We start from the raw sequence: 24,340 nt of genomic DNA, 5'->3' as shown, positions 1-24,340 counted from the left end.
TGGCCGCACTTGGCGTTTGCCATTTATATCAACCGCTTACCCTGATGCCCCGGCAGGGGCAGATGCCAGAATGAGCGCTACGGACCGCAAAAATGGTCAATCTGCGCTCAGGCCTCGAAAGGAATATGATGTCCGCCTACCTGTCCTCTCTTTTTTCGCTCGAAGGCAAGACCGCGCTCATCGCGGGCGGCGCCGGCGCCATCGGTTCGGCAATTTCGGAGGCCTTTGCAAAGGCGGGTGCGCGCGTCATCGTTCATGATCTTTCGGCAGACCGCCTGGCGGCCCTGAAAGCGCGTTTCGCCGCCGAGAATTTGCCTTTCGAGGGGCTTCAGGCCGATCTCGATTCGTCGGCAGTATGCGAAGAACTGGTCGGCAGGGCAAAGCAGGTGACGGGCCGGATCGACATTCTCGTCAACCTGCAGGGCACCAATCGCCGCAAGCCCATCTTGGAGGTTACGCAGGACGATTTCGACATCATCACATCGGTGAATTTCCGAAGCGTCTACTTCCTCTCCAAGGCCGTGCAGCCCCTGATGAAGGCACAGGGTGGCGGCAAGATCCTGCACTTCAGCTCGCTTTCGGCGAACATCTCCTTCGACACGATCTCCGTCTATGCCGCGACGAAGGCGGCCGTAACATCGCTGACGCGCTCGATGGCGCATGAATGGGCCGGCGACAACATCCAGGTCAATTCCATCGAACCGGGCTTCGTCCAGACCGAATTCACGCGCCCGCTCTGGGATGACGAATACCGCAGCCGCTGGTTCGCTGATTATATCCCTGCCGGCCATCTGGCCGTGCCGGAAGACCTGATCACGACATCGCTCAGCCTCGTTGCACCTGCCTCGCGCTATGTCACCGGTCGAAGCGTCGTTGTTGATGGTGGCGTACTCTCTGGAGATTCGTGGGTGGAAAAGCTGGGCCGTTCCTCCGTATATCCCTGATCTAACCGCTCGCACGCAGGACCGAAGAAGAAAGACCGCCATGACAAATTGGCTCATCAACACCGAAGAGCTTTCCGATATGCTCGCCCGCAAGCCAGACAATATCGTCGTTCTGGATTGCTCCTGGTATCTGCCGGAAGCCGGCAAGCATGCGAGGGACGACTTCGTCAAAGGCCACATCCCCGGTGCACGCTTCATCGACCTCGGTGATGTCTCGGACCCGGATTCACGTTACGTGAACATGCTGCCCGCCGCCGATCTTTTCGCAGCCCATGTCGGCCGCCTTGGGATCGACAACGAGACGGATCTCATCATCTATGACGCGGGTTACGTTTCGTGCCGTCTCTGGTGGATGTTCCGGACATTCGGCCACGACCGCTCCCGCATTCTGAACGGCGGCTGGCGGAAATGGAAGGCGGAGGGCCGACCGATCGAAACCGGCGCAAGCGCCCCTGTCGCCCCTCGCGCGTTTGCCGCAAAGCTGGTTCCGGGCAAGGTGGTCACTCTGGACGAAGTTCGCGCCGCAATCGACAAGGACGATGCGACAATCGTGGACGCAAGAACCGCAGCGCGCTTCGACGGTCTGGAAGGCTCCGGCTACCCCGGCGTCGCCTCGGGCTACATGCCCGGCGCGATCAATACGCCATGGGCAAAGTTCTTCGACGCCGACAAGAATTTCGAATTCGTATCACCCGACAAGGCACGCACCGTCTTCGAGGAGGCAAAGGCGGATATTTCCGGCAATGTCATCACGACCTGCGGCTCGGGCGTCACCGCCTGCATTCTTGGTTTCATGGTCGAGCAGCTCGGCAACCCGGATTGGCGCCTCTACGACGGCTCTTGGCATGAATGGGGCCAACGTGAAGACATGCCGAAGCTAACAAGACAACCAAGTCACTGAGTATTGATTTGCACTGGTGGGTTGGATCATCCGATCGATCGTTGCATCGCCGCAGAAGCGAGGTAATGCGATGTAGTTTGGCCGGTCCAGAAGGTGCCTCGCATCGGGCCAATCTGCGCTATGGCAATCACGGCCTTCGCGCCGTCGATGGAGGAATTCCGTTGGGCGACGGTCGGATATCGTGGCTTACACAGCCACACACGCTTGCAAACGGTAAGCGTCCGGTGGTGGGGACGGTTATGCGATTGTGACGATAAGAACGACGATCCCAAGCACCCACGGGATCAAACCGATCCATCCTGCCATAGGAGCGTGGCAGATCAGTGAGCCATCGGGGACGCGTTTAAATCCCAGCGAGTTAAATCCTGTCTCGGTCGAGGATATGGATTGGACGCGCACGCTGCCGAGGGTGATGAGCGGCAACACGAGCCTGGCGGTGGTGTAGCGAACACCCTCATGAAAATCTGGTTCATCACAGGCGCCTCGCGCGGCTTTGGCGCCCTCGTTACCACACACGCTCTTGCACAGGGCGACGCCGTCGTCGCCACCGCCCGTAATCCAAAGGCGATCACCGAGCGGTTCGGTGAGCACCCCAACCTTCTTCCGGTCGCCCTCGACGTGACCGACGACAGCCAGGCCACCGCAGCAGTGAAGGCCGCGATCGATCGCTTCGGCCGCATCGATATCCTGCTCAATAATGCGGGTTTTGGATTGATAGGCGCTGTCGAGGAGGCGACGGTATCCGAAATAGAGGCTGTCTACCGCACCAATGTCTTTGGCCTCCTCAACGTAACCCGCGCCGTCCTGCCCTTCATGCGCCGGGCCCGCTCAGGCCGCATCCTGAATATCTCGTCGATCGGCGGCTATCACGGCGCGGCAGGCTTCGGGGTCTACTCCTCGACCAAATTCGCCGTTGAGGGGCTGAGCGAAGCCCTGCATGACGAACTGGCGCCGCTCGGCATCCATGTCACCGTGATCGAACCGGGTTATTTCCGCACCGATTTCCTGGATTCCACATCACTCTCAGTCAGCGGCAACATCATCGGCGACTACGAAGCGACCGCCGGCAAGGTGCGCGCGATAGCGACGGGGCTCAGCCATAATCAACCCGGCGATCCTCAGAAGCTGGTCGAGGTCCTGATCGCCTTCGCTGACGCTCCCAATCCGCCGGTTCGCCTGCCGCTCGGCAGCGACACTGTGGCCGCGATCGAAAAGAAGCACGCGCATGACGCCGCCATCCTCTCCGAATGGCGCACCATCTCATTATCAACTGACTTCGCCACTGATTCATGACGGCGCTCGTCTGGTTAAGCTTCGTCCGATGGGAGGCCGCTTTCGCGGTCTCCCATTCGCCTTGAAAGGATACGAACCGCCGAGCCACGTTTCCTTATGACAAACCGCAGCAATCATTTCCAATTTCGGGCACAAGCACCTTTTAAGCAGTCAGGTCGCAAGTTGCAGTTGGGATCGTCGGTGCGGCTGGTGCCTCTCGCCAGAATTAGCCGGGGTATGCGCTAGGCGAGGAGATGCAAATCAGCCGAGCCTCCCGTTGATCACCGCTTGAAATTTGAATCTGATGAACGGTGAAACATTCGAACGTATCACCCTCACCAAGGGGCAGACACTGGCGATCAGAGCAAAGTTCAATTCGACCATTCGTAACAATTAGGTATCTTATGGCGTGCGAGGCGTGATCCCCACCGAGCAGTGTCCTCACTCCAGGGCGCAAAGCGATTGTGTCCACTTGCAGACTGCCGCGGGGAAACCTATCGAGAGAAACGCTGTAATTATCTCCAGCCACATGAACACCGTGAATTATGTCGTTCCGTATGACACTGTGCTGAAGCCTCCGCCCGGTGCTTACATTCGAGTAGCACAGACCCAGACCGCCACAGATGCGAGCGATCGTCATTTCGTTTGCGCCGCACTTTCCGCGCTCAAACTGGCTGAGAAAACTTGGCGTTAATCCTGTGATCGCAGCGAGCGTTCTCAGCGACATGCGTCGAGCAGTCCGTGCGGCGCGGATCAAATGATGGATTTCGAGATCCCCGCTCATCAAGCATCTCCGTCCACACTACTCAGGTCACTGAGATGAACTTCGTCACGAGATAAGCGTCGATCGCCTCTGAACCACCTTCGTTGCCGTAGCCGGAATCCTTTATGCCTCCGAAAGGCACTTCAGGCAGCGCAAGGCCGTTGTGATTGATCGTCGTCATGCCCGCCTCGACGCGCGTCGCGAGCGCCTGTGCATTTTCGATCGACGTGGTAAAAGCATAGGAAGCTAGGCCGAATGGCAGTCGGTTGGCCTCTTCGATCGCCGCGTCGAGGTGCTTCACCGGATTGATGATCGCGAGCGGACCGAACGGTTCTTCGTTCATCACGCAGGCGTCGATCGGCACGTTGGTAAGCACCGTCGCCTCGAAGAAGTTGCCCTTGTTGCCAATCCGGCGCCCGCCGGTAACCAGCCTTCCACCCCGTTCCACGGCATCGCTGATGAGCGACTCGAGGGCCGGGATCCGCCGTTCGTTGGCGAGCGGCCCCATCGTGACGTCCTTTTCCAGTCCGTTACCGATCTTAATGGCGCGGGCGGCTTCGACAAAGCCATCGAGGAACTGGTCGAACACCTTTTCCTGGACCAGAAAGCGCGTGGGCGAAACACAGACCTGGCCCGCATTGCGAAACTTCGAGAAGGAAAGAACCTGCACTGCCTTGGCGACATCCGCATCGTCGAGGACGATTGCCGGGGCATGACCGCCGAGCTCCATCGTCGCCCGCTTCATGTGGAGGCCTGCAAGCGAGGCGAGTTGCTTGCCAACCGGCGTTGACCCCGTGAAGGAGATCTTGCGGATAACCGGATGCGAGATGAGATATTCGGATATCTCCGCCGGCACGCCGAAGACCAGACCAACGACACCAGCCGGCACACCGGCATCGACGAAGGCCCGGAGCAGTTCCGCGGGCGCGGCTGGTGTCTCTTCCGGCGCCTTGACGATAATCGAGCAACCGGCGGCAAGCGCCGCCGACAGTTTGCGAACGATCTGGTTGATCGGGAAATTCCACGGCGTGAAGGCAGCGGCCGGGCCGACGGGAAGCTTGATCGTGCTCTGGGAAACGTTGGAACTGCGGCCCGGGATCACCTGGCCATAGGCGCGCCGGCCCTCCTCCGCAAACCATTCGATGAGATCGCTGGCCGCGCCGATTTCGCCAAGCGCTTCGTTCAGCGGCTTGCCCTGTTCACGGGTCATCAGAACGGCGATCCGCTCCTTGCGCTCCCTCAGAATATCGGCGGCCTTACGCATGATCTTCGATCGCTCATAGGCAGATACGGCGCGCCATGCCTCGAAACCGGCAGAAGCGGCAGAAACGGCGGCCTCGAGATCGGCCCGGGTCGCCTTCGATACCTTGCCGATCGCTTCGCCGGTCGCCGGATCGAATACCGGCAACGTCGCGCCGTCCGTTGCATTTCGCCATTCACCGTTGATCAAAAGCTTGGTGTCGCAATAGGCCTGGTTTTCGATCGTCATTGAAATCTCCGTCTTCAAAGTTTCACGGGGTGCCGCCCTGGCGCGCAATCAGCGCGTCCAGCCAGCCACCATGCATCTGGGGAACGGACGCGATGAGGCATTCCGTGTAGTCGCTACTCGGATTTTGCAGCACCGCGTCCCGTTCGTTCTGCTCGACCACCTCGCCATCTTTCATGACGACCACCGTGTCGGCGATCGCGGCGACGATCTTCAGGTCATGCGTAATGAACAGATAGGTCTTTCCACTCTGCTTTTGCAGGGTGGAAAGCAAATCCAGTATTCCCTCCGCCACCAGCGGATCGAGTCCCGATGTCACCTCGTCGCAAATAATCAGGTCGGGATCGGCCGCAATCGCGCGGGCGATGCAGATGCGTTGTTTCTGTCCGCCGGAAAGCTCGCCGGGAAACCGCTCGGCAAGCGTCGGCGAGAGCTCGACCTGCTCCAGCAGCCGTGCCACCTGCCCCGCAACGGCTTCACTTTTCAGACCGCCGTAGAACCCCAGCGGACGCCCCAATATCTCGGAAATCTTCTGACGCGGGTTGAGCGCCGTGTCCGGAATCTGGTGGATCAGCTGAATGCGGCGCAGCGTTTCGCGGTCGCGCTGGTTGATCCCGCCCGAAAGCGTCGCGCCATCAAAGCGCAGGGTGCCGGTATCGGGCACAAGCAGGCCGGTGATGACCCGCGCCAGCGTCGACTTTCCGGATCCGGATTCTCCGACGATCGCCATCGTGCGGCCCTTCGGCACACGGATGGAAATGCTGTCAAGCACGCGCCGTGCGCCATAGGAGGCCGACAGACCGGCGATTTCGAGCAGATGCGCATCTGCGGTGCGCTGAGGGCGAATGGCCGGATCGGCAGCCAGAAGACGGCGCGTATAGTCCTGGCCGGGTGTGTCGAGGAGCGCCCGTGTCCCGGCTTCCTCAACGGTCTCGCCGTGCCGAAGCACCATGATCCGGTCCGCGACCTGCGCCACCACCGCAAGATCATGCGTGATATAGAGCGCAGCCGTCTTCGACCCTCGCACGGCACTGCGCACAGCCATGAGCACGCCGACCTGGGTGGTGACGTCAAGTGCTGTCGTCGGTTCGTCAAAGACGATGAGATCCGGATCGCCGGCCATCGCCATCGCAATCATCGCCCGTTGCAACTGTCCGCCCGAAACCTGGTGCGGATAGCGTTGCCCAAATTGCTCCGCATCGGGCAGGCCGAGGCGCCGATAGAGTTCGCGCGCCTTGGTCGCCGCGGCGGCACGATCGGAGAAACCATGCACCGCCAGCACTTCGATGAACTGGTCGATCAAGCGATGCGCCGGATTGAAATAGGCCGCAGCCGACTGTGCGACATAGGCGATCCGCATGCCCCGCAGCCGCCTCAGCTCCTTTTCGGACATGCGAAGGAGATCGCGCCCTTCGAACAGGACCTGCCCGCCGGAAAAGCGGCAGCCTGGGCGCGCATAGCCGAGCGCGGCCAGGCCTATGGTGGATTTCCCCGCGCCGGATTCGCCGATCAGGCCGAGCACCTCACCACGATCGAGCCGGAAGGAAACCCCTTTGACGATCTCCTGCCACCGGCCGCCGCTTTCGCCTTCGATCCTGAGATCGCGCACATCGAGAAGAATACCGGGCTTCGCCATATGAGCCTCACTGTCCATCGCGTAGGCCGCTGGATTTATCTAAGAACCAGTCGACGACGTAGTTGATGCCGATCGTTAGCACGGCGATCGCGGCGGCCGGCAGCAGCGGCGTGACGTCGCCATAGGTGATGAGGGTCGCATTGTCGCGCACCATCGAGCCCCAGTCCGCCGTGGGCGGCTGGATGCCGAGGCCGAGGAAACTCAAGGCGCTGATCATCAGGAAGACGAAGCAGAAGCGCAGGCCGAACTCGGCGACGAGCGGCGACAGGATATTCGGCAAGATCTCGCGGCGCATGATCCAGAGCCGGCTTTCGCCGCGCAGCCGCGCCACGTCGATATAATCCATCACCGTTACGTTCATGGCGAGCGCGCGCGCCAGACGAAAGACACGGGTGGAATCGACCAGCGCGATGACGACGATCAACACCGGAATGGACATGCCGAAGATCGTCAGAAGAAACATGGAAAAGATCAGCTGTGGTATCGCCATCAACACATCGACGGTGCGTGACAGCAAATGATCCGGCCACCCACCCGCCACCACTGAAAAAATGCCCAGCGTTCCGCCGACTGCGAAAGCCAGCAGCGTCGCTGCAAAGGCGATCCCGACGGTGTTTCGTGCGCCAAAAATCAGCCGGCTCAGCATGTCGCGGCCGAGATTGTCGGTGCCGAGCAGAAATTCGCTGCTCCATGCCGAAAATTGCGGCCCGACGATTTCTGCCTCGCCATAGGGGCTGATCCAGGGCGCCAGAAGGGCGAGCCCGACATAGAAAATGACGATGAAGAGGCCCAGCTTTGCGCTCAGCGGGGCTGCCGCAAGTGCTTTCAGCCAGTTGGGGGAAAGCCGTCCGCCTGTTGCGGACGACACGGCGCTGCCGCGCGCAAGTGCAGTCATGGACGGTTCCTTGGGAAGAAGCATGGTCTCTCGGCGTTTCATCGGCGATGCAACAGGCGTGGATTTGTCGCCGTTGCGAGAATATCGGCCGTCAGGTTGAGGAGGATGTAGGTTGCGGCGAAGATCAGGCTGCACGCCTGCACCACCGGAATGTCGCGCTTCTGGACGCTGTCGACCATCAGCTGGCCGAGACCGGGATAGACGAACACCACCTCGACGACGACCACGCCGACAATCAAATAGGCGAGGTTCAGCACCACGACGTTGATGATCGGGGCAAGCGCATTCGGCAGGGCATGGCGCGTTATGATGCCGAGGGGCGAAACGCCCTTCAGCTTGGCCATCTCGATATAGGGACTGGCGAGCACTCCAATCAACGCGGCGCGCGTCATGCGCATCATATGGGCCACGACCACCAGCGTCAGCGTCAAGGCCGGCAGGATCATGCCCTCGACGCGCCCGAGAACCGTGCCGTCGCTGGAACCGGCAAGGCTGGGCAGCAGACCTGCCTTCACCGAAAGGAACAGGATCAGCACATAGGCGACGAAGAATTCGGGAAAGGAGATCGATGTCAGCGTCAGCATGTTGATTGCGCGATCGAAGACACCGTTGCGGTAGAGCGCGGCAAGGATGCCGAGTGCGAGCGCAAGGGGCACAGCCATGACGGCGGCCAGAAGCGCCAGCTCCAGCGTGCTCGACAGGCGGCCGAAGACGAGATCGCCGATCGGTCGGTGGTTGGCGAGCGATGTGCCGAAATCGCCGTGCAGGATGCCGGAAAGCCAGGCGACATAGCGCTCATGCAGCGGCAGGTCGAGGCCAAGCTGGATGCGGAAGGCGGCGACCGTCTCGGGCGATGCCCCCTGGCCCAGTACTTCGGTCGCGATGTCGCCGGGCAAGGCGGACACGCCGAGAAAAATGATCACCGATACGATCCAGAGCGTGAGCACGCCGGTCGCCAACCGATTGGCGATGAGAACAAGAATGTTGCGCATGACCGATCCCGTTCACACTTGCCGCTGTTTGAAATAACTGCGCACGGCGATGCGCGCCGTGCGCAGTCCACGCCGATCAGGCGTGTTGTTGCAGGAAGGCCTTCATCGGTCGGCCAACCCGCTCAGAAGCTTCGATCAGGATGGCGTGCTTGAGGCCATCGAGGATGATCAGTTCGGAATTCGGCAGCGCTTCGGCGATCTGTTTGTTGAGCCGCGGATTGCAGCCGCCGTCGAGTTCGCCCGTAAGCACCAGCGTGGGCGCGCTCACCTCGTGCAGCCACGGGCTCATTTCCGTCTCGGCGTAGATGTCGAAGACGTTCAGGAACACGTCCCCGTCGGTATCGACAACCTGCTTCTTACGCCATTCGATGACATCCGGCCGAGCGGCTGCGAAATCGTCTGTGAACCAGCGCGCCGTCAGCGTATCGAGAACCTGGGGAATACCCTTCTCGCGCATCGCGGTGACGACGGCCTTCACCTTGGAACTGTCGTCTTCGGTGCGAAATGCTGCCGTCGACAGCAGGCCGAGCGAAAGCACCCGCTCGGGATGACGGCGCGCATAGGCCGGGCCGATCATGCCGCCCAGCGAGTGTCCGGCGAAATGCGCCGTCTCGATGCCAAGCTTGGCGCGCAGCGCCTCCAGGTCGTCGACCAGATCGTCGAGACCGAAGCGGCCCTCGGGAAGCGGCGAACCACCATGGCCGCGCAGGTCATAGGAAATGCAGGTGAACTGATCTTTCAGCTGCTCGACGATCTTCGTCCAGCCTGTCTTGCGTGCACCGATACCATGGATCAGGAACAGCGCAGGCCCCTGCCCCTCGATCGCATAGGCGCAATCAATTGCCTTGCTCATCGTGGAAAGCCTCACTTCTTTTCGGCTAACGCGGCGGCAGCTGCAGCCCGATCCGAGCAAAGCTCTCCGGCAACAGCCCAATCGTCCTGCGCGATCTCGCTGAAGATGATGTGGACCGACTGCGGCGTTGCCTTGGCGGATTCAACGAAGCTGTCGTTGACTGCCTTCGCGATGGCGCGCTTCTGTTCGAGCGTACGGCCGGGAAACATTTCGATCTTGATTACGGGCATGGTCATTCCTCGATTGTTGGGTTGAGATGTCGCATTCACGCGACGGATTTCTGGCGAATTCCGGAAAGCTGCGGCATGACCTCGGATGAAAACCGGGCCATCATGTCCAGCGTTTCGGATTGCTCCTGGCCAAAGTTCGAAGTGACGATCACCTCGTCGATACCGGCCTCCGAGTAGGCCGCGAGACGGTCGATCATCTCGTTCGTCTCGCAAATGATCAGGCTGCGGCCGAGCTCCTCAATCGTCTGCTTGCGCGGCAATGGACGGATACAGCCGTTGTCCACGATGCCTGGACCGCTATAGACGTTATCGAAACGCTGGTAGTAGATGGAGGCAAGCTCGAGTTTGGCACGCGCATCCGCCGCGTCACGCGCGAGATAGATGCCGCGCTGAAGTGCGAGGCGGTTGTCTTTGCCACTTTCGATCTGGCCGCGGCGGAAGGCGTTGACCTGCTCCAGCAGAATCGTATGAGAGGCCTGCAACGGCGTCGTCTGCACATGATAGCCCTTGCGCGCCGTATGGTAGATGCCTTCCGGCGCCATCACGGCCAGCATCAGTGGGATCACCCGCTCGGGGCGCGGCATTACGGTGATCGGATCGAACGTGTAGTAATCGCCATCCCAGGAAACCTCCTCCTGCGTCAGCAGCGCTTCCAACACCGCAAGCGATTCCTCGAATTTCTTCTTGGTCTTCTCGATCGGCGTGCCGAGGCGGTCGACCTCATACGCGAAGGCGCCACGGCCGACACCGAGAACCAGGCGCCCATCACAGAGCATGTCGGCCTGCACCACCTCACCGGCGAAAACCCGCATGTCGCGGATCGGCAATACCGCAATCGAGGTCACCAGTTCGATGCGGGACGTAACTGAAGCGATCTTGACGGCGAGCTGCAATGGCGACGGCACGAGCAGGATGTTGATCAAGTGATGCTCCGGGATCGACACGCCGCGGTAGCCGCATTTTTCGGCCTGCGCGGCCTGTTCGACCATGTCGCGATAGAGCCGGGTGCCCCCGTAGCTGGGATCGGGCAGGTAGCTGGATAGGAAGTGGTTGAAATCCATCGTGATATGTCCTCGTTTCTTGCTGTCCTAGCGGGCAGTCGCCGGCTTTGCGGACAGGTCGGGCGGCCATTCGGCCCAGGGGCGCGGCTTGCCATCGAGGGCCACAACGCGGCCTCCGTCAGCGGTGTCGTAATAGATGCCGAAGCAGCCGGCCTCGCGTTCCCGGAAGAAGCGCTGCAACATGCCCTGTTTCATCTCGCCGTCGATCAGCTCCCAAGGGCGTTCCTGAACGCCGAACAGGCGGGCCTCGATGCCGTTCGCGCTTTCCGGCTCGGCCTCGCCATTGCTTTCGACGGAAAACATCATCGTCGTGCGCCGCTCGCCCACCTCCTGGAACAGGGAGTAGAGAAGCGAGGCTTCCGCCGGAATGCCGAAGCGGGCAAACAGCGAACGCAGCACGCCGGTGTGCTGCTCGCCGGCTGAAAGTGCCGCTCCCGGCAATTCCCAGCGATCGCTGCCCTGCCGCCGGCAGAGCAGAACTTTACCGTCGCGTTCAAGAAGGCCTCCGACGAAGAGAGGCGCGCCAAGCTGTTCCAGCTCGCGCACGGCAAGCCCGAAGCCGACATAACCGCCACGGAAGTAGCCGAGCGGCTGGCCGTTCTTCGACTGGAAACGATTCACTGCGCCGAGCAGGATGATGTGATCGCCTGCATCGATGACCCGGTCGCGCCGGCAGATCATGGTTGCCAGGCTTTCGTCCACGAAGGGCACATCCGCGCCGGCGAGCCTTGCCAGTGCCTCCGCCTTCATCGACGGATCGCGCGAGGCGAACGCATTCGACATCTGGCGCTGCCAATCGCCCAGCACGCTGATGCTGAAATTCTCGGCAGCGACGAAAGTCTCGTAGCTGCCGGAGGTTTTCGCGAGACACACCAGCACCAGCGGTGGATCGAGCGATACCGAGGTGAAGGAGTTGGCCGTAAAGGCGCGAACCGTCCTATCCTCACTGCGTGTCGACACCACGGTCACGCCGGTCATGAAGGAGCCAAGCATGTCGCGGAAGAGACGGCGCTCGCAGTCGTTCGCATCCACCCAGGTGTGCGTCATCCCAAGTCCTCGATTTCAAGTTTGGCCGTGGCCGATTTCGCCGGCTGATAGCGCCCGCCCCGCTTCCGCCGTTTAGACGGCGGCGGGCGAGCAGGAGATTGTGTCAGGCCGTAACCCACCAGCGTTCAATCGCCTTCATGCCATCCAGCGGCAAATCGGCGTTCTGGCGCTCGGGGGTCTGTACCGCCTCGCCCAGTCCATTGACGTAGTTCATGAACATCGGAACGATGGTGCCGCCGTCGTCGCTTACGATGGCCTGCATCTCGCCATACATGTCCTTGCGCTTCACCTCATCGAGTTCTGCACGCGCCTCGAGGAGAAGGCTATTGAAGCGCTCGTTGTCCCAATGCGTATCGCCGAAGGACGCGCCCTTGGCGTAGATCAGCGAGAAGATGGCGTCAGGGGTCGGGCGACCGGTCCAGTAGCAGGTGCAGAACGGCTTCTTCGCCCACACATTGCTCCAGTAGCCGTCGCTTGGCTCGCGCTTCACGTTGATGTCTATCCCAGCGGCGGAAGCGGATTCCTTGAACACGACGGCTGCATCGACAGCAGTCGCAAACGCCGCGTCAGAAGCGCTGAGCTCGACTGACAGGCTGTCGAGGCCCGACTGCTTCAGATAGTGCTTCGCCTTGTCCGGATCGTAGGCACGCTGCGGCAGTTCAGCATTGAAATAGCGTTGGTTGGCCGGGATCGGGTGGTCGTTTCCAACGACACCATGCCCTTGCAAAAGCGTCGCAACCCACTGTTCACGGTCGATTGCATGTTTCAGCGCCATGCGAACGTTCTTGTCGTCATAGGGCTTGATATCGACCAGCATCGGCATGGTGGCATGGCAATAGCCCTGCACCTCATCGACACGCACCTTGCCGGCGCGCTGCAGCAGGGCGATGGTCTTCAGATCAACGCGGTTCATCACGTTGATCTGGCCGGTGACCAGCGCGCTCTGGCGCGCGGTGACGTCGTTGATCGCGATCAACTCGACCGCATCGACGTGGGCGCGCCCCTGTTTCCAGTAATTGGCAAACCGTGTTGCGGTGGCCCGCACGCCCGCCTCGAAGCTTTCCAGCTTGTAGCCACCGGTACCCATGCCCGACTGCCAGTCGACGCTGCCGTCGGCATTCGCCGGCATGACGCCGAGATGATAGTCGGAAAGGAGAATGGCGAGATCGGCATTGCCGGCAGCAAGCTCGATTCGGACGCTTGTGGCACCCTCTGCCTTTACGTCAGCAATCTGGGAAAAGATGCTCTTTGCAAGCGATGTGGTCTTCCCGCCACGATGATGGTTGATCGACGCGATCACGTCATTGACGTCCAGCGATTTGCCATTGTGGAACTCGACGCCCTTGCGCAGGCGGAAGATCCAGGTCTTGGCGTCCGCGCTCGATTCCCAGCTTTCTGCCAGCTCCCCGACCGCATTGCCATCCGCATCGAGTTCGATGAGATTGCTGCGCAGGCCGCCATAGCTCAGCGCCATCATGAAATCGTCCCAGGCGAGAGCCGGGTCGAGCGTGTCCGTGGTGTTGGCGCCGCCCAGCCCCATCGTCAGCGTGCCACCGCGCACGGGCTCAGCCCGCGCCGTCCCCGGCAGGGAGAGCCCGCCGAGCATTGCCGCGCCACCGATGGCGGCCGCACCCTTCAGAACCCCTCGGCGGGAGAGGTTGCGCTTGGAAAGACGATCCCAGTCGAAATTGCTCATTTCTTTCTCCCCCAATGGCGCCGCTTCAGTGCAGGGCCGCAACGTCGAATATTTGTACATCCGTACGATTTCTATTTCGTACATCTGTACCATTCGTCTTGTCAATACGGAAAGTGTGACTTAGGAGACGGTTGATTGAACGGGCCGCGAATGCGCGACGCCATGCTCTTGCCTGGAGCGCGATGTGCGATGAATATGGGGCGCGGACAGATGAAGAGGATGCAGCGTGACTGAAGCCAAGAAGAAGCAACGCACCTTTCGCTCCTCGGAGGATCGGCGGGCGGAAATCATCGAGGCGGCCTTTCAGTGCATCCAGGACGTCGGATATGCGAAGCTGACCGCGCGGAAAATCGCCGAGCACTCGAATATCTCGCTGGGCCACATCACCTACCACTTCAAGGATATGAACGAGGTGTTGGTCGAGACCTACCGCTATGCATCTCGAACCCTGCTGGACGCGACGTTTCAGGACGTCGGCCGTTCCTCGAAAACGCCGATCGAGCAGCTGAAGGCCTTTCTTGGCACAGGCTTCAGTCCGGCTTTCCTGAAACACGAATATCTGCGTGTGCGTGTCGATCTCTGGTCGGCGGCACTTTCCCATGCGCAAATTGCGGAAACCGAGCGTGAACTTTACGACCGCTACCGACTGAATCTCTTGGACGTGCTTCAGAAGGTGCGAGAGGAAAGGCAGGGCAGCGAGGGGGACGTAACCCTCCTCGCCGACAGCATAATGGCAATGCTCGACGGCCTTTGGCTCGACTGGGAACGTCATCATAACGATGCATCCATTCGCAACGGGCTGGAAGGCTGTATCCGACTGGTCAACGCAGTCCTCCCAGCTGCGGAACACTCCGTTACTCAACCGACGAACTGAACGCCACGGTGCTTTCCGGCTTCTGCCTGGACCCTGTCGCAGCCCGCTCCAAACCGAGCGCGGCCGTATCGCAATCTCCGATCGGCAAAGGCACGAAAAGCGGCGACCAGCGACCACGACGAGAACTTGCCTCCGCAAGCGGGCGCGCTACCAATATTCGTTGCCACAAAGATAGTTTCAGGCTCGACACGTTCATGGGATTTTCCGATCAAGCGACTGCGTTCAGGTTGCTCTTAGAAAAGTGCGGTGCGACCTCGGATGCGAAGCGGTGCATCATCTCAAGCATGTCCGCCTGGCTCTGGCCGAAGCCGCCACTGAGGATGACCTCATCAATGCCGGCCTCTTCATAGGCTCCCAGGCGATCGACCATTTCGGCCGGCGGACACACGAGAACGTTGCGTTCCAGCTCCTCCACCGTCTGCTTGCGGGGAAGCGGCTCAATCAGCCCCTTGTTGACGATGCCTGGGCCGGAAAAGACGTTGTCGAACCGCTTGTAGTACTCATGGATCAACGCGACGCAGCGTTTTGCATCGGCGTCATCCCGCGCGGCATAGGCAACACGCTGCAAGGACAGCCGGCTGTTCTTGCCTTTTTTCCCGGCCGCCGCCTTGCCGCGCTTGAACGCATCCACCTGTTCCAGCAGAACGGAATTCGATTCCTGGAGCGGCGTCGTCTGGACGCTCAGCCCGCGGCTTGCGGCGGCGTAGATCGCCTCCGGCGCCATGGCCGCGACCATCATCGGGATCGGCCGCGCCGGCCTTGGCATGATGGTAATCGGCTCGAAGCGATAGTATTCGCCGTCCCAGGAAACCTCTTCTCGCGACAGGAGGGCGCAGAGCACATCGAAGGATTCGTCGAATTTCTTCCTCGTTTCGGCGATCGGCGTGCCCAGTCGTTCAACCTCGTAGGCAAAGGCACCACGACCGACGCCAAGCACAAGGCGGCCATTGCACAGGATATCCGCCTGCACCACTTCGCCCGCAAAGATGCGCATGTCACGGACCGGCAACACGACGATCGCCGTCGTGATCTCGATGCGGTTCGTCATGCTCGCAATCTTGACGGCCATTTGCAGCGGGGAAGGCACCAGGAGGACATTGACCAAGTGATGTTCGGGGATGGAAACGGAGCGAAACCCGAGGCGCTCCGCAAGAAGCGCTTGATCGATCATGTCGCTGTAGAGCCGTTCGCCGCCGAACTCCTTCGTCGGGAGATAGCTGGTCAGGAAATAATTGAAATCCACGGAGAAGTGCTCCCTTGCTGTTACTCGTTGGAACGCCGCACATGAACGACCTTGGCGTGCCGGGGAATCACCACCCGGCTTGCAAGCCGGGCGGCGCATGAAAAGGTCGTTGTGATAGCGCCTACTTGCCAGTCCAGGATTTGACGCGCTCCGGATTTGCCGAAACCCACTCCTTGGCTACGGTGGCAGGGTCTTTCTTGTCGATCGTCATGGCGTAGATCCACGCACCGACTTCGCTCGGCTCGATCGCAACTTTGTTCAGGAAGGCTGCAATTTCCGGCGCACGTTCCTCAAGCGAGGAGGAGTAGGCGATATAGATCGGCTGCGGCGGCGTCGCACAGGTAATGCGGCTCTGCTTCAACCAATCCGGCGACTCTTTCGGGTCGACATAGTTGTAGCAACCATCGGCCTTGTACTCCGGTGTGGCCTTCTTGCTTTCCATGGCAAAGCCATCGAAGGCCGGCTCTTCAAGCTGTGTCAGTTCATAGGCCTGATGCAGGGCTTCCGGTTTCCAATAATAGAACAGCAGGCCGTTCGTCTTCTTTGCCTCGACGCTGGCAAGCTGCGTCTTCATCAGAGCATCAGAGGCAACGATCGGGTCGTAGAACTCTTCCAGTCCATAGCTCACACCCTTGACCCGATAGATGTTCGTAACGCCCCAGCCCGGGGCACCCGGCCAATAGTCGCCGCGGCCGTCGCCATTGATATCGAAGAGCGCGGCGATTTCCGGCTTCTTCAAATCCTCAATCGACTTGATGCCGTGCTGTTCGGCGAAGAATTTCGGGACATAGAATCCGTCAGTGGCATCGTAGGGCTTGGCATTCAACCTCACCTTACCCTCGCTGGTGACGAAACGGTCGATATTGCTCTGCTGCGCGCCAGACCAGACCGCCGGATGCACATCCACCGAACCGTCGCCCTTTCCCATCGCAGCGAAGATCGCTGTCTGATCGGCCGCGATAAGACTGACCTCGGCCCCGTAGGTGTTGGTAAGGATTTCGGCGAGAACCGCGTTCACCGCTCTCGGCTCGTCCCAGGTGAGATCGGCCAGGACGATCTTTTCTCCGGCACCTGCCGCAAGCGGCTGAATGAGCGCAAGGACGCCGGTAAGAGCAAGCGCACGGATCCGTTTCTTTAACTGCATGTCATTGTTCCCCTTGTTGATTGGAATGGATTCAAAGATCTGTCTTGCGGCCGCTGCCCGCCAGGCGATCAAACAGCACGGCACAGAAGACGATTGCGAGGCCCGCGAGGATGCCTTCGCCGTATTGGACGTTCTGCAGTGCGAAGAGGACGTTATAGCCGAGCCCGCCACCGCCGATCAGCGCGGCAACGACCACCATCGACAAGCACATCATGATCGTCTGGTTGATGCCTGTGCGGATGGAGGGCAGCGCCAGGGGAAGTTCCGCCTTGAGCAGCATCTGCAAGGGCGTGGCCCCATGCGCCTGCATCGCTTCACGAACATGCAACGGAACCTGCTCGATGCCGAGGCAGGTGAGCCGGACCAGAGGCGGCAGCGCGAAGATCACCGTCGCGATCAGCGCCGGCGGCTTGCCAATGGAGAAAAATGCGACTGCCGGCAACAGATAGACAAAGCTCGGCATGGTCTGCATCAGGTCAAGGACTGGTGATGCTATGGCGCGGCTGGTCGGACTTTTCGCAAGAAGAATCCCGGCGGGGATACCGATGACGACACACACACAGAGCGACGCCAACACCAGTGCCGAAGTCTGCAGTGCCTCCGCCCAATATCCGAACAGCCCCAGATAACCGAGCGCCATCCAGACCAAGACGAGCAGCCCTGCCCCGCCCCGCTTCCAGGCGGCAAATCCGACGACGGCAAAAAGGACAGGCCAAGGCGCCAATGTCAGGACATTCTCCAATCCCTTCAGAAGCGCCAGAAGCCAGCGTGTCACGATGCGAAAGAAGACATCGCCCTGCACGGTGAGATACGTGACCGCCGCATCGATCGAGGCTGCGGCTGTGCCGCGCACAACCTGCGACGATGGAAATGTGGAAAGCTGCGCTGCGATCGGCCCGGTCATGTTGGCAATAGCGATAGTGGCTAGGCTGAAAACATAGAGCGACAGTTCGATCCACGGCTGCCACGCCGAGACCTCACGACGGAATTTCGTCTCCGGCCCGGCAAACCGTGCCAACGCGATCGCCGCCGCGCGCGAGAGGCCAAAGACGAGAAACATGCTGCCGAAAAGACCCTGCATCGCGAACCACATCGCTGCGCCATCCGCGAGCAGATAAAGCAGCAGGAAACGTCTTGGCCGCGCTGAAACGCAGAGAGGTCCGACCAGAAGACCGGCAAAATGGAGGACGACCGGTTTTCGGTTGCTTTGGCGTGCCGGCACTGCTGCGGTCAACGTTGCGGGATCGGCGGGCTGAAAGACCATGGTCACATCTCCTCCTATCTCTTGCCGCGCCCGCCGACGGCGACCAGAATTTCACGCGGCCCGACAACACCGATCACCAAACCGCCATCGGTCACGGCGATCGGGCGATCAGTCTCTGTTTGCAGGGCGATGAGCCTGGCAAGCAGTGTGCTGCGTTCGCAGACCGGCCAACCTTCCGGAACGGCGGAGGCCAAAAGAGCTGCGGCATGCCCTGGATACTGCGTTGGAGGCACCATGATGCGCTCGGCGTCAACGAAATGAACCGGCGATATTCCCTCGACGAATTGCGCGACGTACTCATTGACGGGCGACAGCACGATCTCGGCGGGCGTTCCTGTTTGCACGATCTGCCCGTCACGCATGATCGCAATCCGGTCACCAATACGGATCGCTTCGTCGAGGTCGTGGGTAATGAAAAGCGCCGTCTTGCCGAGTGTTTTGACAAGCCGCCGGAACTCGGTCTGCAACTGCTTGCGGATCAAAGGATCGAGCGCGCTGAACGGTTCGTCCATCAGCAGGATGTCGGCGTCCGCTGCAAGCGCCCGCGCCAATCCCACGCGCTGCTGCATACCGCCCGACAGTTCACTCGGGTAACGATCTCCCCACGCCGAAAGCCCAACGACGGACAAGGCCCGTTGGACCGCAGCGTGCGCTTCGAGGCCCGTTTCGCCACGCAATTCAAGCGGAAGATAGGTATTCTCCTCCACCGTGCGGTGCGGGAGGAGAGCCACATTCTGGAAGACCATCCCGATCTTTCGCGCCCGCAGTTCCCGCAAGCCTCTGGCATCGAGAGCTGAAATTGAGCGCTCATTGACTAGGATATCCCCTGCCGTCGGCTCAATCAGGCGATTGACGTGCCGGATCAGGGTCGACTTTCCGGAACCTGAAAGCCCCATGATGCAGAAAACCTCGGACGGACGGACGTCGAAGCTGACGCCTTTCACCGCGACGACGCAGCCATGCTCCCGTCGCGCGCGCTCCACGTCCATCCTCTCGGCAAGAAGGTCGCCGAGAATCCCGTCAACGACCGGCTGGTGTCCAAAGACCTTCCAAACGTCCCGGCAGGAAACAACCGGCGCTCGAGCTTCGCCGGCATGCGACGTGTCGAACTGCATCTTAGGTACAGCGTTCATTTGACCTCATCGACGGATCGAAGCTGCAGAAGCCGGGTGATCGGCTTGCAAAGACATGATCGGAGCCTCGTCCAGCACATCAATGCCAGCCCGAGATGAAGACCGTCCTGAAGAATTTCCCCTCGCGGCCGGTGGATGAAGAAAAGTTGACAGAAAGCCATAATCCTGTAAATCAAATTATTATGGTAATTATATTCGTATTTCTCGAACTTTCTCATTCATTCCAAATGGGACGGGACACATGAATCTTTCTCACGTGCACACGTTTCTCGTGGTGATGGAAACGGGCAATCTCAATAAGGCTGCCGCCAAGCTGAACGTCACGCAGTCGACAGTGACGGCGCGCATCAACGCGCTCGAAGATGTGCTTGGTCAGAAGTTGCTGCGGCGGGTCAAGTCCGGCGCCGAGCTGACAGCCACTGGTTCCAAATTCGTCAAGCACGCCCAGATCCTCATGCAGGTCTGGAACCAGGCTCGTCACGATACCTCGCTGCCGAGCGGATTTGACGACGTGTGCAATCTTGGCTGTACCGACGCGCTGTGGAGCGGAGCGGGAGAACTGTGGCTCAATATCACCCGCTCGCGCTGCCCGACGGTCGCGGTGAACGTCGAGAGCGGGAGCGAGGCGGAGGTGCGTCCGTGGATCATCAACTCCATTGTCGACGTCGCTATCGCCTATGAGGCGCCACCGGCGACCGGCTTTTCCATCAGCCCGCTTTTCGAAGATATCGTCATCGAGGTGGCGACGGTCGAGCGCGGCCTGATGCGGTGGGACCCGATGTACGTCTATGTCGATCACGGCGAAGAGTTCCGCCGCTGGCACGCCGAGACGTTTCCGGTTGATGACACAGCTGTGGTGACGTTCACTAACAGCGTCTTCGCCTTGAACCATATTCTGAAATGGGGCGGATCGGCCTATTTGCCGTATCGGATCGCCAAGGACCGAATGGACGCCGGCCAGATTTTCGAAGTGAAGGATGCTCCTCGCTTTCGCCGCACCGCCTATCTCGCCCGTAACACGGCTCGAACCGAGAACTGGTCGTGGTTCGATGAAGTGCATTCGGGGTTCAGACAGGCTGCGGAAGAACTTGAGCTTTCCGCTCTGCGCTGATTTTGGCCTCGCGGGAAAGCTTAGGCCGGATAGGTACCTATCTGGGGGAAACAACAGGACCTCGTTTGGTACATACGTACAAAATACTTTCGTACATACGTACCAATTAGTCAAGTGCTCTTGGCTAGCGCCCTTCGGGCCGGAGTGCCCGACACAGAGGTTATGACGCCAACGATCGAATTGAGCAGCTAGCCAAACTAAGGTGCCGACCCATTGACAAGAACGTCATCAGACGCCGTCAAGACAATGCTGATACGTATAGGCAGGACAGAATTTTTTGCGCTCTTGAAGGGATACGAACTTGAGACCAGTAGTTACAGCAAATGCCTTTCGATCGATCTTTAATGTTTTAGTATCTGGCTGAGAAAGAGCTTCGTGCGCTCGTGCTGCGGATTCCCGAAGAACTCGTCCGGCTTGCCCTGTTCGACGATCTGGCCCGCATTCATGAAGATTACCCGGTCGGCGACGGCGCGGGCAAAGGCCATTTCGTGGGTGACGCAGACCATGGTCATGCCGTCGCGCGCCAGGCTCGTCATAGTGTCGAGCACTTCGGAAACCATTTCCGGATCGAGCGCGGATGTCGGTTCATCGAACAGCATAACTGCCGGCTGCATGCACAGCGAACGGGCGATCGCCACACGCTGCTGCTGGCCGCCGGAAAGTTGCACTGGATACTTGTTCGCCTGTTCGGGAATACGTACGCGCTCGAGGAATTTCAGCGCAGTCTTGCGGGCCTCGGCCTGCGAGACGCCCTTAATCCACATCGGCCCGACCATGCAGTTCATCAGCACGGTCATGTGCGGAAAGAGGTTGAAGTGCTGGAAGACCATGCCAACGTTTTTGCGCACCTCCCCGACATTGCGCATCTTATCGTGCAGGGGAATACCGTTGACGACGATATCGCCTTCCTGGTGGGCCTCCAGCCGGTTGAAGCAACGGATCAGCGTCGACTTTCCCGAGCCGGAGGGACCGCAAATGACAATGCGCTCGCCCTTTTCCACCGTAAGGTTGACATCGGTCAGCACCCGGAACGCGCCGTACCATTTGGAGACGTTGCGGACGTCGATGATCTTTTCGCTCATCGGACTTTGCTCCTCGTATAATGACGCTCGATGCGCGACTGGATGAGTTCGAGGCAGATCGACACGCCCCAGTAGAGCATCGCGGCGGAGATCAGCATTTCCATGTGCTGGAACGACTTCTGGCCGAGCGTGCGCGCCAGGAACATCAGTTCCCACACGCCGATGACCGAAACGAGCGAACTGTCCTTTAGCATCGAGATGAACTGGTTGCCGGTGGGCGGGATGATGACGGGCAGCGCCTGCGGCAGGATGATCTTGCGCATGGTGATGCCGAAGCCGAAGCCGATCGAGCGCGAGGCCTCCCATTGGCCACGATCGATGCTCTGGATGCCCGAACGGAAAATTTCCGTCATGTAGGCGCCGTAGCAGAGGGAGAGCGCCAGGATGCCCGCCGGTACCGCGTCGATGATGAAACCGAGCTGCGGCAAGCCGAGATAGATGAGGTAGACCTGCATCAGCAGCGGCAGGCCGCGGAAGAAGGAGGTATAGAAGCTGGCGATCGCATAGGCGAAGCCGTTGCTCGAAAGCTTGGCGACCGAGCCGAGAATCGCGATGAAGGAGGCGATCACGATCGATATGGCGGACACGTAGATCGTCGTGAAAAGCCCCTGTGTGACAAGGAAAGGCAGCTTTTCGGCGATGAACGGCAGGCTGAGATCGAAGGTCGTGAAGAAGGCGAGAAAAAGCAGCAGCAACTCGAACCAGACGACAGCGACCTGCACTCTCAACGACGCAAAGCCGATCAGCACGATGTTGAGGCAGAACATCACGGCGATGACGAAAGCGATGGCAAAGCGTCCGTAGAAACCGCTCTGCGACGGTTCACCGATCACAGGCCTCATCACCTCGCCCAACGAGGTTCCTGTCAGGTCGAATAAGAGAAAGAAGGCGAAAACCGCGGCGAACAGCGTGGCGACAAACCACGGCTTGTGGACGAGCACTTCGGATTCGACGGTATCGGGATACAGCATCATCCCTCCTTGATAATTGTACGCGGCCCGAAAATCGGGCCGCGCGCCGACGGGGCGTTACTGCGTGACCGTGTAGTCGACACCGTACCATTTGACGGACAGCTTGCTCAGCGTGCCATCGGTCTGGATAGTCTTGATTGCCTCGGCAATCTTCTCGCTCAACTCCTTGTCGCCCTTTTCGACGGCAACCGCCAAAGGCTCGAAGAAAACAGGTTTGCCGAGCTGCTTGATCGGGTAACCCGCCTTCTGCGCGTCAAGAATGCTCGGCAGCGAGGAGACCACGGCGTCTAGACGCGTGCCGTCGCCCAGGCGAAGATCGTCGAACGCGGTTGTGGAGTTGGCGTAGGACTTCACCTCACCCGGCTTGAACTCATAGGTAAAGGCAGGCGCACCGGCCGCATCCAACGTGAGATCCTGGTTGGCATAGGCTTCGAAGGTCGACGTTGCCGTCACACCGATCCTTTTCCCTTCGAGATCAGCCAGCTTTTCGGCCTTGTTGTCCTTGTGCACGGCAACGGCGGCAGGCGTGTAGTAATAGACGGCGGGGAAGTCGAAGAGTTCGCCGCGCGCCTTGGTCGGGGTCATCGAGCCGATATGCATATCCCACCGACCCTGCCAGTTGCCGGCCGTGATGATATCCCAGCCGGGCGTGACGAATTCGACGGATACGCCGAGGTGCTTGCCAACCTCCTTCGCGACGTCGACGTCGAAGCCGTCCATCTCGTTCTTGTCGTTGACGAAAGACTGGGGCGCCCAGTTGGCGTCGGTGGCCACCTTCAGCGTCTTGGCTGCGAGCACACGGTCGAGCACCGCGCCGGCATTGGCCGGCATGGCGGCCAGCGAAAGTGCGAGAGAGGCGGCGAGAGCCGCAAAGGTCGAAGTGTTGATCATGCGTTTGTTCCCTCTGACTGTTGTCGTTTCATCGACGGCGCGAGTTCCTCTCTCTGCCGTTGCTGGTGATCTTGAGGCTTGCTGCCCCATGCGTCTTCCGGTGTTACCAAGCAGCGTCTGCCGGCTGGATCCATCGAAATGACGGAAGTCAAATCGCGCCCTCATCGGCCATTTCCGCCCTCACGGCACGGGCTACGCGGAAGGCCTCCACGCCGGCCGGCACTCCGCAATAGACCGCAATCTGGACCAGCGCGGCCTGAAGCTCCCTTTCCGTCAACCCGTTGCGAATTGCCCCTCGGAAGTGGAGGCCGAACTCGTGCATGCGATTGCTTGCCACGAGCATACCGAGGTTGAGAAGGCTGCGCTGTTTGAGGTCCAGGCCGTCATCTGTCCACGCCATTCCCCAACAATACTCGTTCAGCACGTCCTGGAGGGGAGCCGAAAACTGATCGGCCTGGTTCATCGCCCGGTCGACATAATCGTCGCCCAACACGCGCCGCCGGATGGTCTCCCCCTTTTCCCGCAAGGATCTATCCATGTGCCGCCTCCGTATGCATCAGGAAATCGCTGACGGCGTCCGCCACGACATCCGGTGCCTCGATGAGGATGGAATGGCGAAGGCCGGGAAAAATGAGAAGCCGCGATCCCGGGATACGCTCATGCATGTAGCGGGCCATGCGCGGATTGGACCCCGCATCGTCCTCGCCGGTGGCAATCAAAGTCGGGCAGCGAATCTGGTCGATAAAACCGCCAAAATCGGTTTCGGCAAGCACCCTGTAGGCGGACGCGTAGCAATCCGGATCGTTTTCCGCATCGCGCGCGCGAAGCCGGTCGATGATTTCGGGGTTCTT

General features: G+C 60.1%; 24 protein-coding genes. 5 read left to right on the top strand and 19 right to left on the bottom strand.

The genetic code is table 11. From position 1 onward, the window contains the following. Nucleotides 1-125 precede the first annotated feature (125 nt). The 3 genes from ACOZK4_RS26145 to ACOZK4_RS26135 all read left to right on the top strand — a co-directional run bounded on the left by ACOZK4_RS26145 (nt 126) and on the right by ACOZK4_RS26135 (nt 3,138). Nucleotides 126-944, top strand: a complete 819-nt coding sequence (locus ACOZK4_RS26145; RefSeq protein ID WP_421594575.1) for an SDR family NAD(P)-dependent oxidoreductase — start codon at nt 126-128, stop codon at nt 942-944. Beyond that, nucleotides 853-1,845, top strand: a complete 993-nt coding sequence (locus ACOZK4_RS26140; RefSeq protein ID WP_421594574.1) for a rhodanese-like domain-containing protein — start codon at nt 853-855, stop codon at nt 1,843-1,845. The genes ACOZK4_RS26145 and ACOZK4_RS26140 overlap by 92 nt, the downstream gene beginning before the upstream one ends. Nucleotides 1,846-2,301: 456 nt before the next feature. Then, nucleotides 2,302-3,138, top strand: coding sequence for an oxidoreductase (locus ACOZK4_RS26135; RefSeq protein WP_421594633.1), 837 nt, complete (start codon nt 2,302-2,304; stop codon nt 3,136-3,138). 205 nt (nt 3,139-3,343) lie between these two features. Here the strand turns inward: ACOZK4_RS26135 and ACOZK4_RS26130 are convergent, their stop codons facing one another. The 10 genes from ACOZK4_RS26130 to ACOZK4_RS26085 all read right to left on the bottom strand — a co-directional run bounded on the left by ACOZK4_RS26130 (nt 3,344) and on the right by ACOZK4_RS26085 (nt 13,776). Next, nucleotides 3,344-3,901, bottom strand: a complete 558-nt coding sequence (locus ACOZK4_RS26130; protein WP_421594573.1) for a helix-turn-helix domain-containing protein — start codon at nt 3,899-3,901, stop codon at nt 3,344-3,346. 22 nt (nt 3,902-3,923) lie between these two features. Beyond that, nucleotides 3,924-5,369: an NAD-dependent succinate-semialdehyde dehydrogenase gene (locus ACOZK4_RS26125; protein WP_421594572.1), complete on the bottom strand. Its 1,446-nt coding sequence runs from the start codon at nt 5,367-5,369 to the stop codon at nt 3,924-3,926. A gap of 22 nt (nt 5,370-5,391) precedes the next feature. Further along, nucleotides 5,392-7,002: an ABC transporter ATP-binding protein gene (locus ACOZK4_RS26120; RefSeq protein ID WP_421594571.1), complete on the bottom strand. Its 1,611-nt coding sequence runs from the start codon at nt 7,000-7,002 to the stop codon at nt 5,392-5,394. A gap of 7 nt (nt 7,003-7,009) precedes the next feature. After that, nucleotides 7,010-7,897, bottom strand: a complete 888-nt coding sequence (locus ACOZK4_RS26115) for an ABC transporter permease (protein WP_421594570.1) — start codon at nt 7,895-7,897, stop codon at nt 7,010-7,012. Between the two features lie 38 nt (nt 7,898-7,935). After that, nucleotides 7,936-8,889, bottom strand: a complete 954-nt coding sequence (locus ACOZK4_RS26110) for an ABC transporter permease (RefSeq protein WP_421594569.1) — start codon at nt 8,887-8,889, stop codon at nt 7,936-7,938. Between the two features lie 76 nt (nt 8,890-8,965). Further along, nucleotides 8,966-9,742 (bottom strand): alpha/beta fold hydrolase, encoded by a 777-nt coding sequence (locus tag ACOZK4_RS26105; protein ID WP_421594568.1) that lies wholly within the window; start codon nt 9,740-9,742, stop codon nt 8,966-8,968. A gap of 11 nt (nt 9,743-9,753) precedes the next feature. Then, on the bottom strand, nt 9,754-10,011 hold the full coding sequence (locus ACOZK4_RS26100; RefSeq protein ID WP_421594567.1) for a tautomerase family protein: 258 nt from the start codon (nt 10,009-10,011) through the stop codon (nt 9,754-9,756). Further along, nucleotides 10,008-11,033, bottom strand: coding sequence for an LLM class flavin-dependent oxidoreductase (locus tag ACOZK4_RS26095; RefSeq protein WP_421594566.1), 1,026 nt, complete (start codon nt 11,031-11,033; stop codon nt 10,008-10,010). Before ACOZK4_RS26095 ends, ACOZK4_RS26100 begins: the two co-directional genes overlap by 4 nt. Before the next feature lie 27 nt (nt 11,034-11,060). After that, complete coding sequence (locus tag ACOZK4_RS26090; RefSeq protein WP_421594565.1) at nt 11,061-12,080, bottom strand: flavin reductase; 1,020 nt, start codon at nt 12,078-12,080, stop codon at nt 11,061-11,063. A 103-nt stretch (nt 12,081-12,183) separates the two neighbouring features. Further along, nucleotides 12,184-13,776 (bottom strand): ABC transporter substrate-binding protein, encoded by a 1,593-nt coding sequence (locus ACOZK4_RS26085; RefSeq protein WP_421594564.1) that lies wholly within the window; start codon nt 13,774-13,776, stop codon nt 12,184-12,186. A gap of 226 nt (nt 13,777-14,002) precedes the next feature. Between ACOZK4_RS26085 and ACOZK4_RS26080 the strand changes: the two genes are divergently transcribed. Then, nucleotides 14,003-14,650, top strand: coding sequence for a TetR/AcrR family transcriptional regulator (locus ACOZK4_RS26080; protein WP_421594563.1), 648 nt, complete (start codon nt 14,003-14,005; stop codon nt 14,648-14,650). Nucleotides 14,651-14,858: 208 nt separating this feature from the next. Here ACOZK4_RS26080 and ACOZK4_RS26075 read toward each other — a convergent pair whose 3' ends face one another. From ACOZK4_RS26075 to ACOZK4_RS26060, 4 genes are read right to left on the bottom strand one after another with little or no spacing between them, the layout of a single operon-like run. Continuing rightward, nucleotides 14,859-15,992 (bottom strand): LLM class flavin-dependent oxidoreductase, encoded by a 1,134-nt coding sequence (locus ACOZK4_RS26075; RefSeq protein ID WP_421594562.1) that lies wholly within the window; start codon nt 15,990-15,992, stop codon nt 14,859-14,861. Between the two features lie 22 nt (nt 15,993-16,014). Further along, the gene (locus ACOZK4_RS26070; RefSeq protein WP_421594561.1) at nt 16,015-17,109 is read right to left on the bottom strand and encodes a glycine betaine ABC transporter substrate-binding protein; all 1,095 of its coding nucleotides are present in this window, start codon (nt 17,107-17,109) and stop codon (nt 16,015-16,017) included. After that, a complete protein-coding gene (locus ACOZK4_RS26065; RefSeq protein WP_421594560.1) occupies nt 17,069-18,301 on the bottom strand; it encodes an ABC transporter permease in 1,233 nt (410 codons plus the stop codon). The genes ACOZK4_RS26070 and ACOZK4_RS26065 overlap by 41 nt, the downstream gene beginning before the upstream one ends. 14 nt (nt 18,302-18,315) lie before the next feature. Next, a complete protein-coding gene (locus tag ACOZK4_RS26060) occupies nt 18,316-19,434 on the bottom strand; it encodes a betaine/proline/choline family ABC transporter ATP-binding protein (protein WP_421594559.1) in 1,119 nt (372 codons plus the stop codon). A gap of 241 nt (nt 19,435-19,675) precedes the next feature. Between ACOZK4_RS26060 and ACOZK4_RS26055 the strand changes: the two genes are divergently transcribed. Then, nucleotides 19,676-20,545 carry a LysR family transcriptional regulator gene (locus tag ACOZK4_RS26055; protein ID WP_421594558.1) on the top strand — a complete coding sequence of 290 codons (870 nt, stop codon included), beginning with the start codon at nt 19,676-19,678 and terminating at the stop codon, nt 20,543-20,545. A gap of 341 nt (nt 20,546-20,886) precedes the next feature. Here ACOZK4_RS26055 and ACOZK4_RS26050 read toward each other — a convergent pair whose 3' ends face one another. The 5 genes from ACOZK4_RS26050 to ACOZK4_RS26030 form a co-directional block, all read right to left on the bottom strand. Then, the gene (locus ACOZK4_RS26050; RefSeq protein WP_421594557.1) at nt 20,887-21,627 is read right to left on the bottom strand and encodes an amino acid ABC transporter ATP-binding protein; all 741 of its coding nucleotides are present in this window, start codon (nt 21,625-21,627) and stop codon (nt 20,887-20,889) included. Further along, nucleotides 21,624-22,598 (bottom strand): amino acid ABC transporter permease, encoded by a 975-nt coding sequence (locus tag ACOZK4_RS26045; protein WP_421594556.1) that lies wholly within the window; start codon nt 22,596-22,598, stop codon nt 21,624-21,626. The genes ACOZK4_RS26050 and ACOZK4_RS26045 overlap by 4 nt, the downstream gene beginning before the upstream one ends. Nucleotides 22,599-22,655: 57 nt before the next feature. Further along, a complete protein-coding gene (locus tag ACOZK4_RS26040) occupies nt 22,656-23,489 on the bottom strand; it encodes a transporter substrate-binding domain-containing protein (protein WP_421594555.1) in 834 nt (277 codons plus the stop codon). Nucleotides 23,490-23,637: 148 nt separating this feature from the next. Continuing rightward, nucleotides 23,638-24,027, bottom strand: a complete 390-nt coding sequence (locus ACOZK4_RS26035; RefSeq protein ID WP_421594554.1) for a carboxymuconolactone decarboxylase family protein — start codon at nt 24,025-24,027, stop codon at nt 23,638-23,640. Next, on the bottom strand, nt 24,020-24,340 hold a 321-nt coding region (locus ACOZK4_RS26030), incomplete at its 5' end, for an alpha/beta fold hydrolase (RefSeq protein ID WP_421594553.1). The genes ACOZK4_RS26035 and ACOZK4_RS26030, both read right to left, overlap by 8 nt.

The organism is Shinella sp. M27, assembly GCF_049199905.1.
Lineage (GTDB): Bacteria > Pseudomonadota > Alphaproteobacteria > Rhizobiales > Rhizobiaceae > Shinella.
The sequence above is the reverse complement of the archived record's forward strand: the minus strand, read 5'-3'. Positions and strand labels throughout refer to the sequence as shown.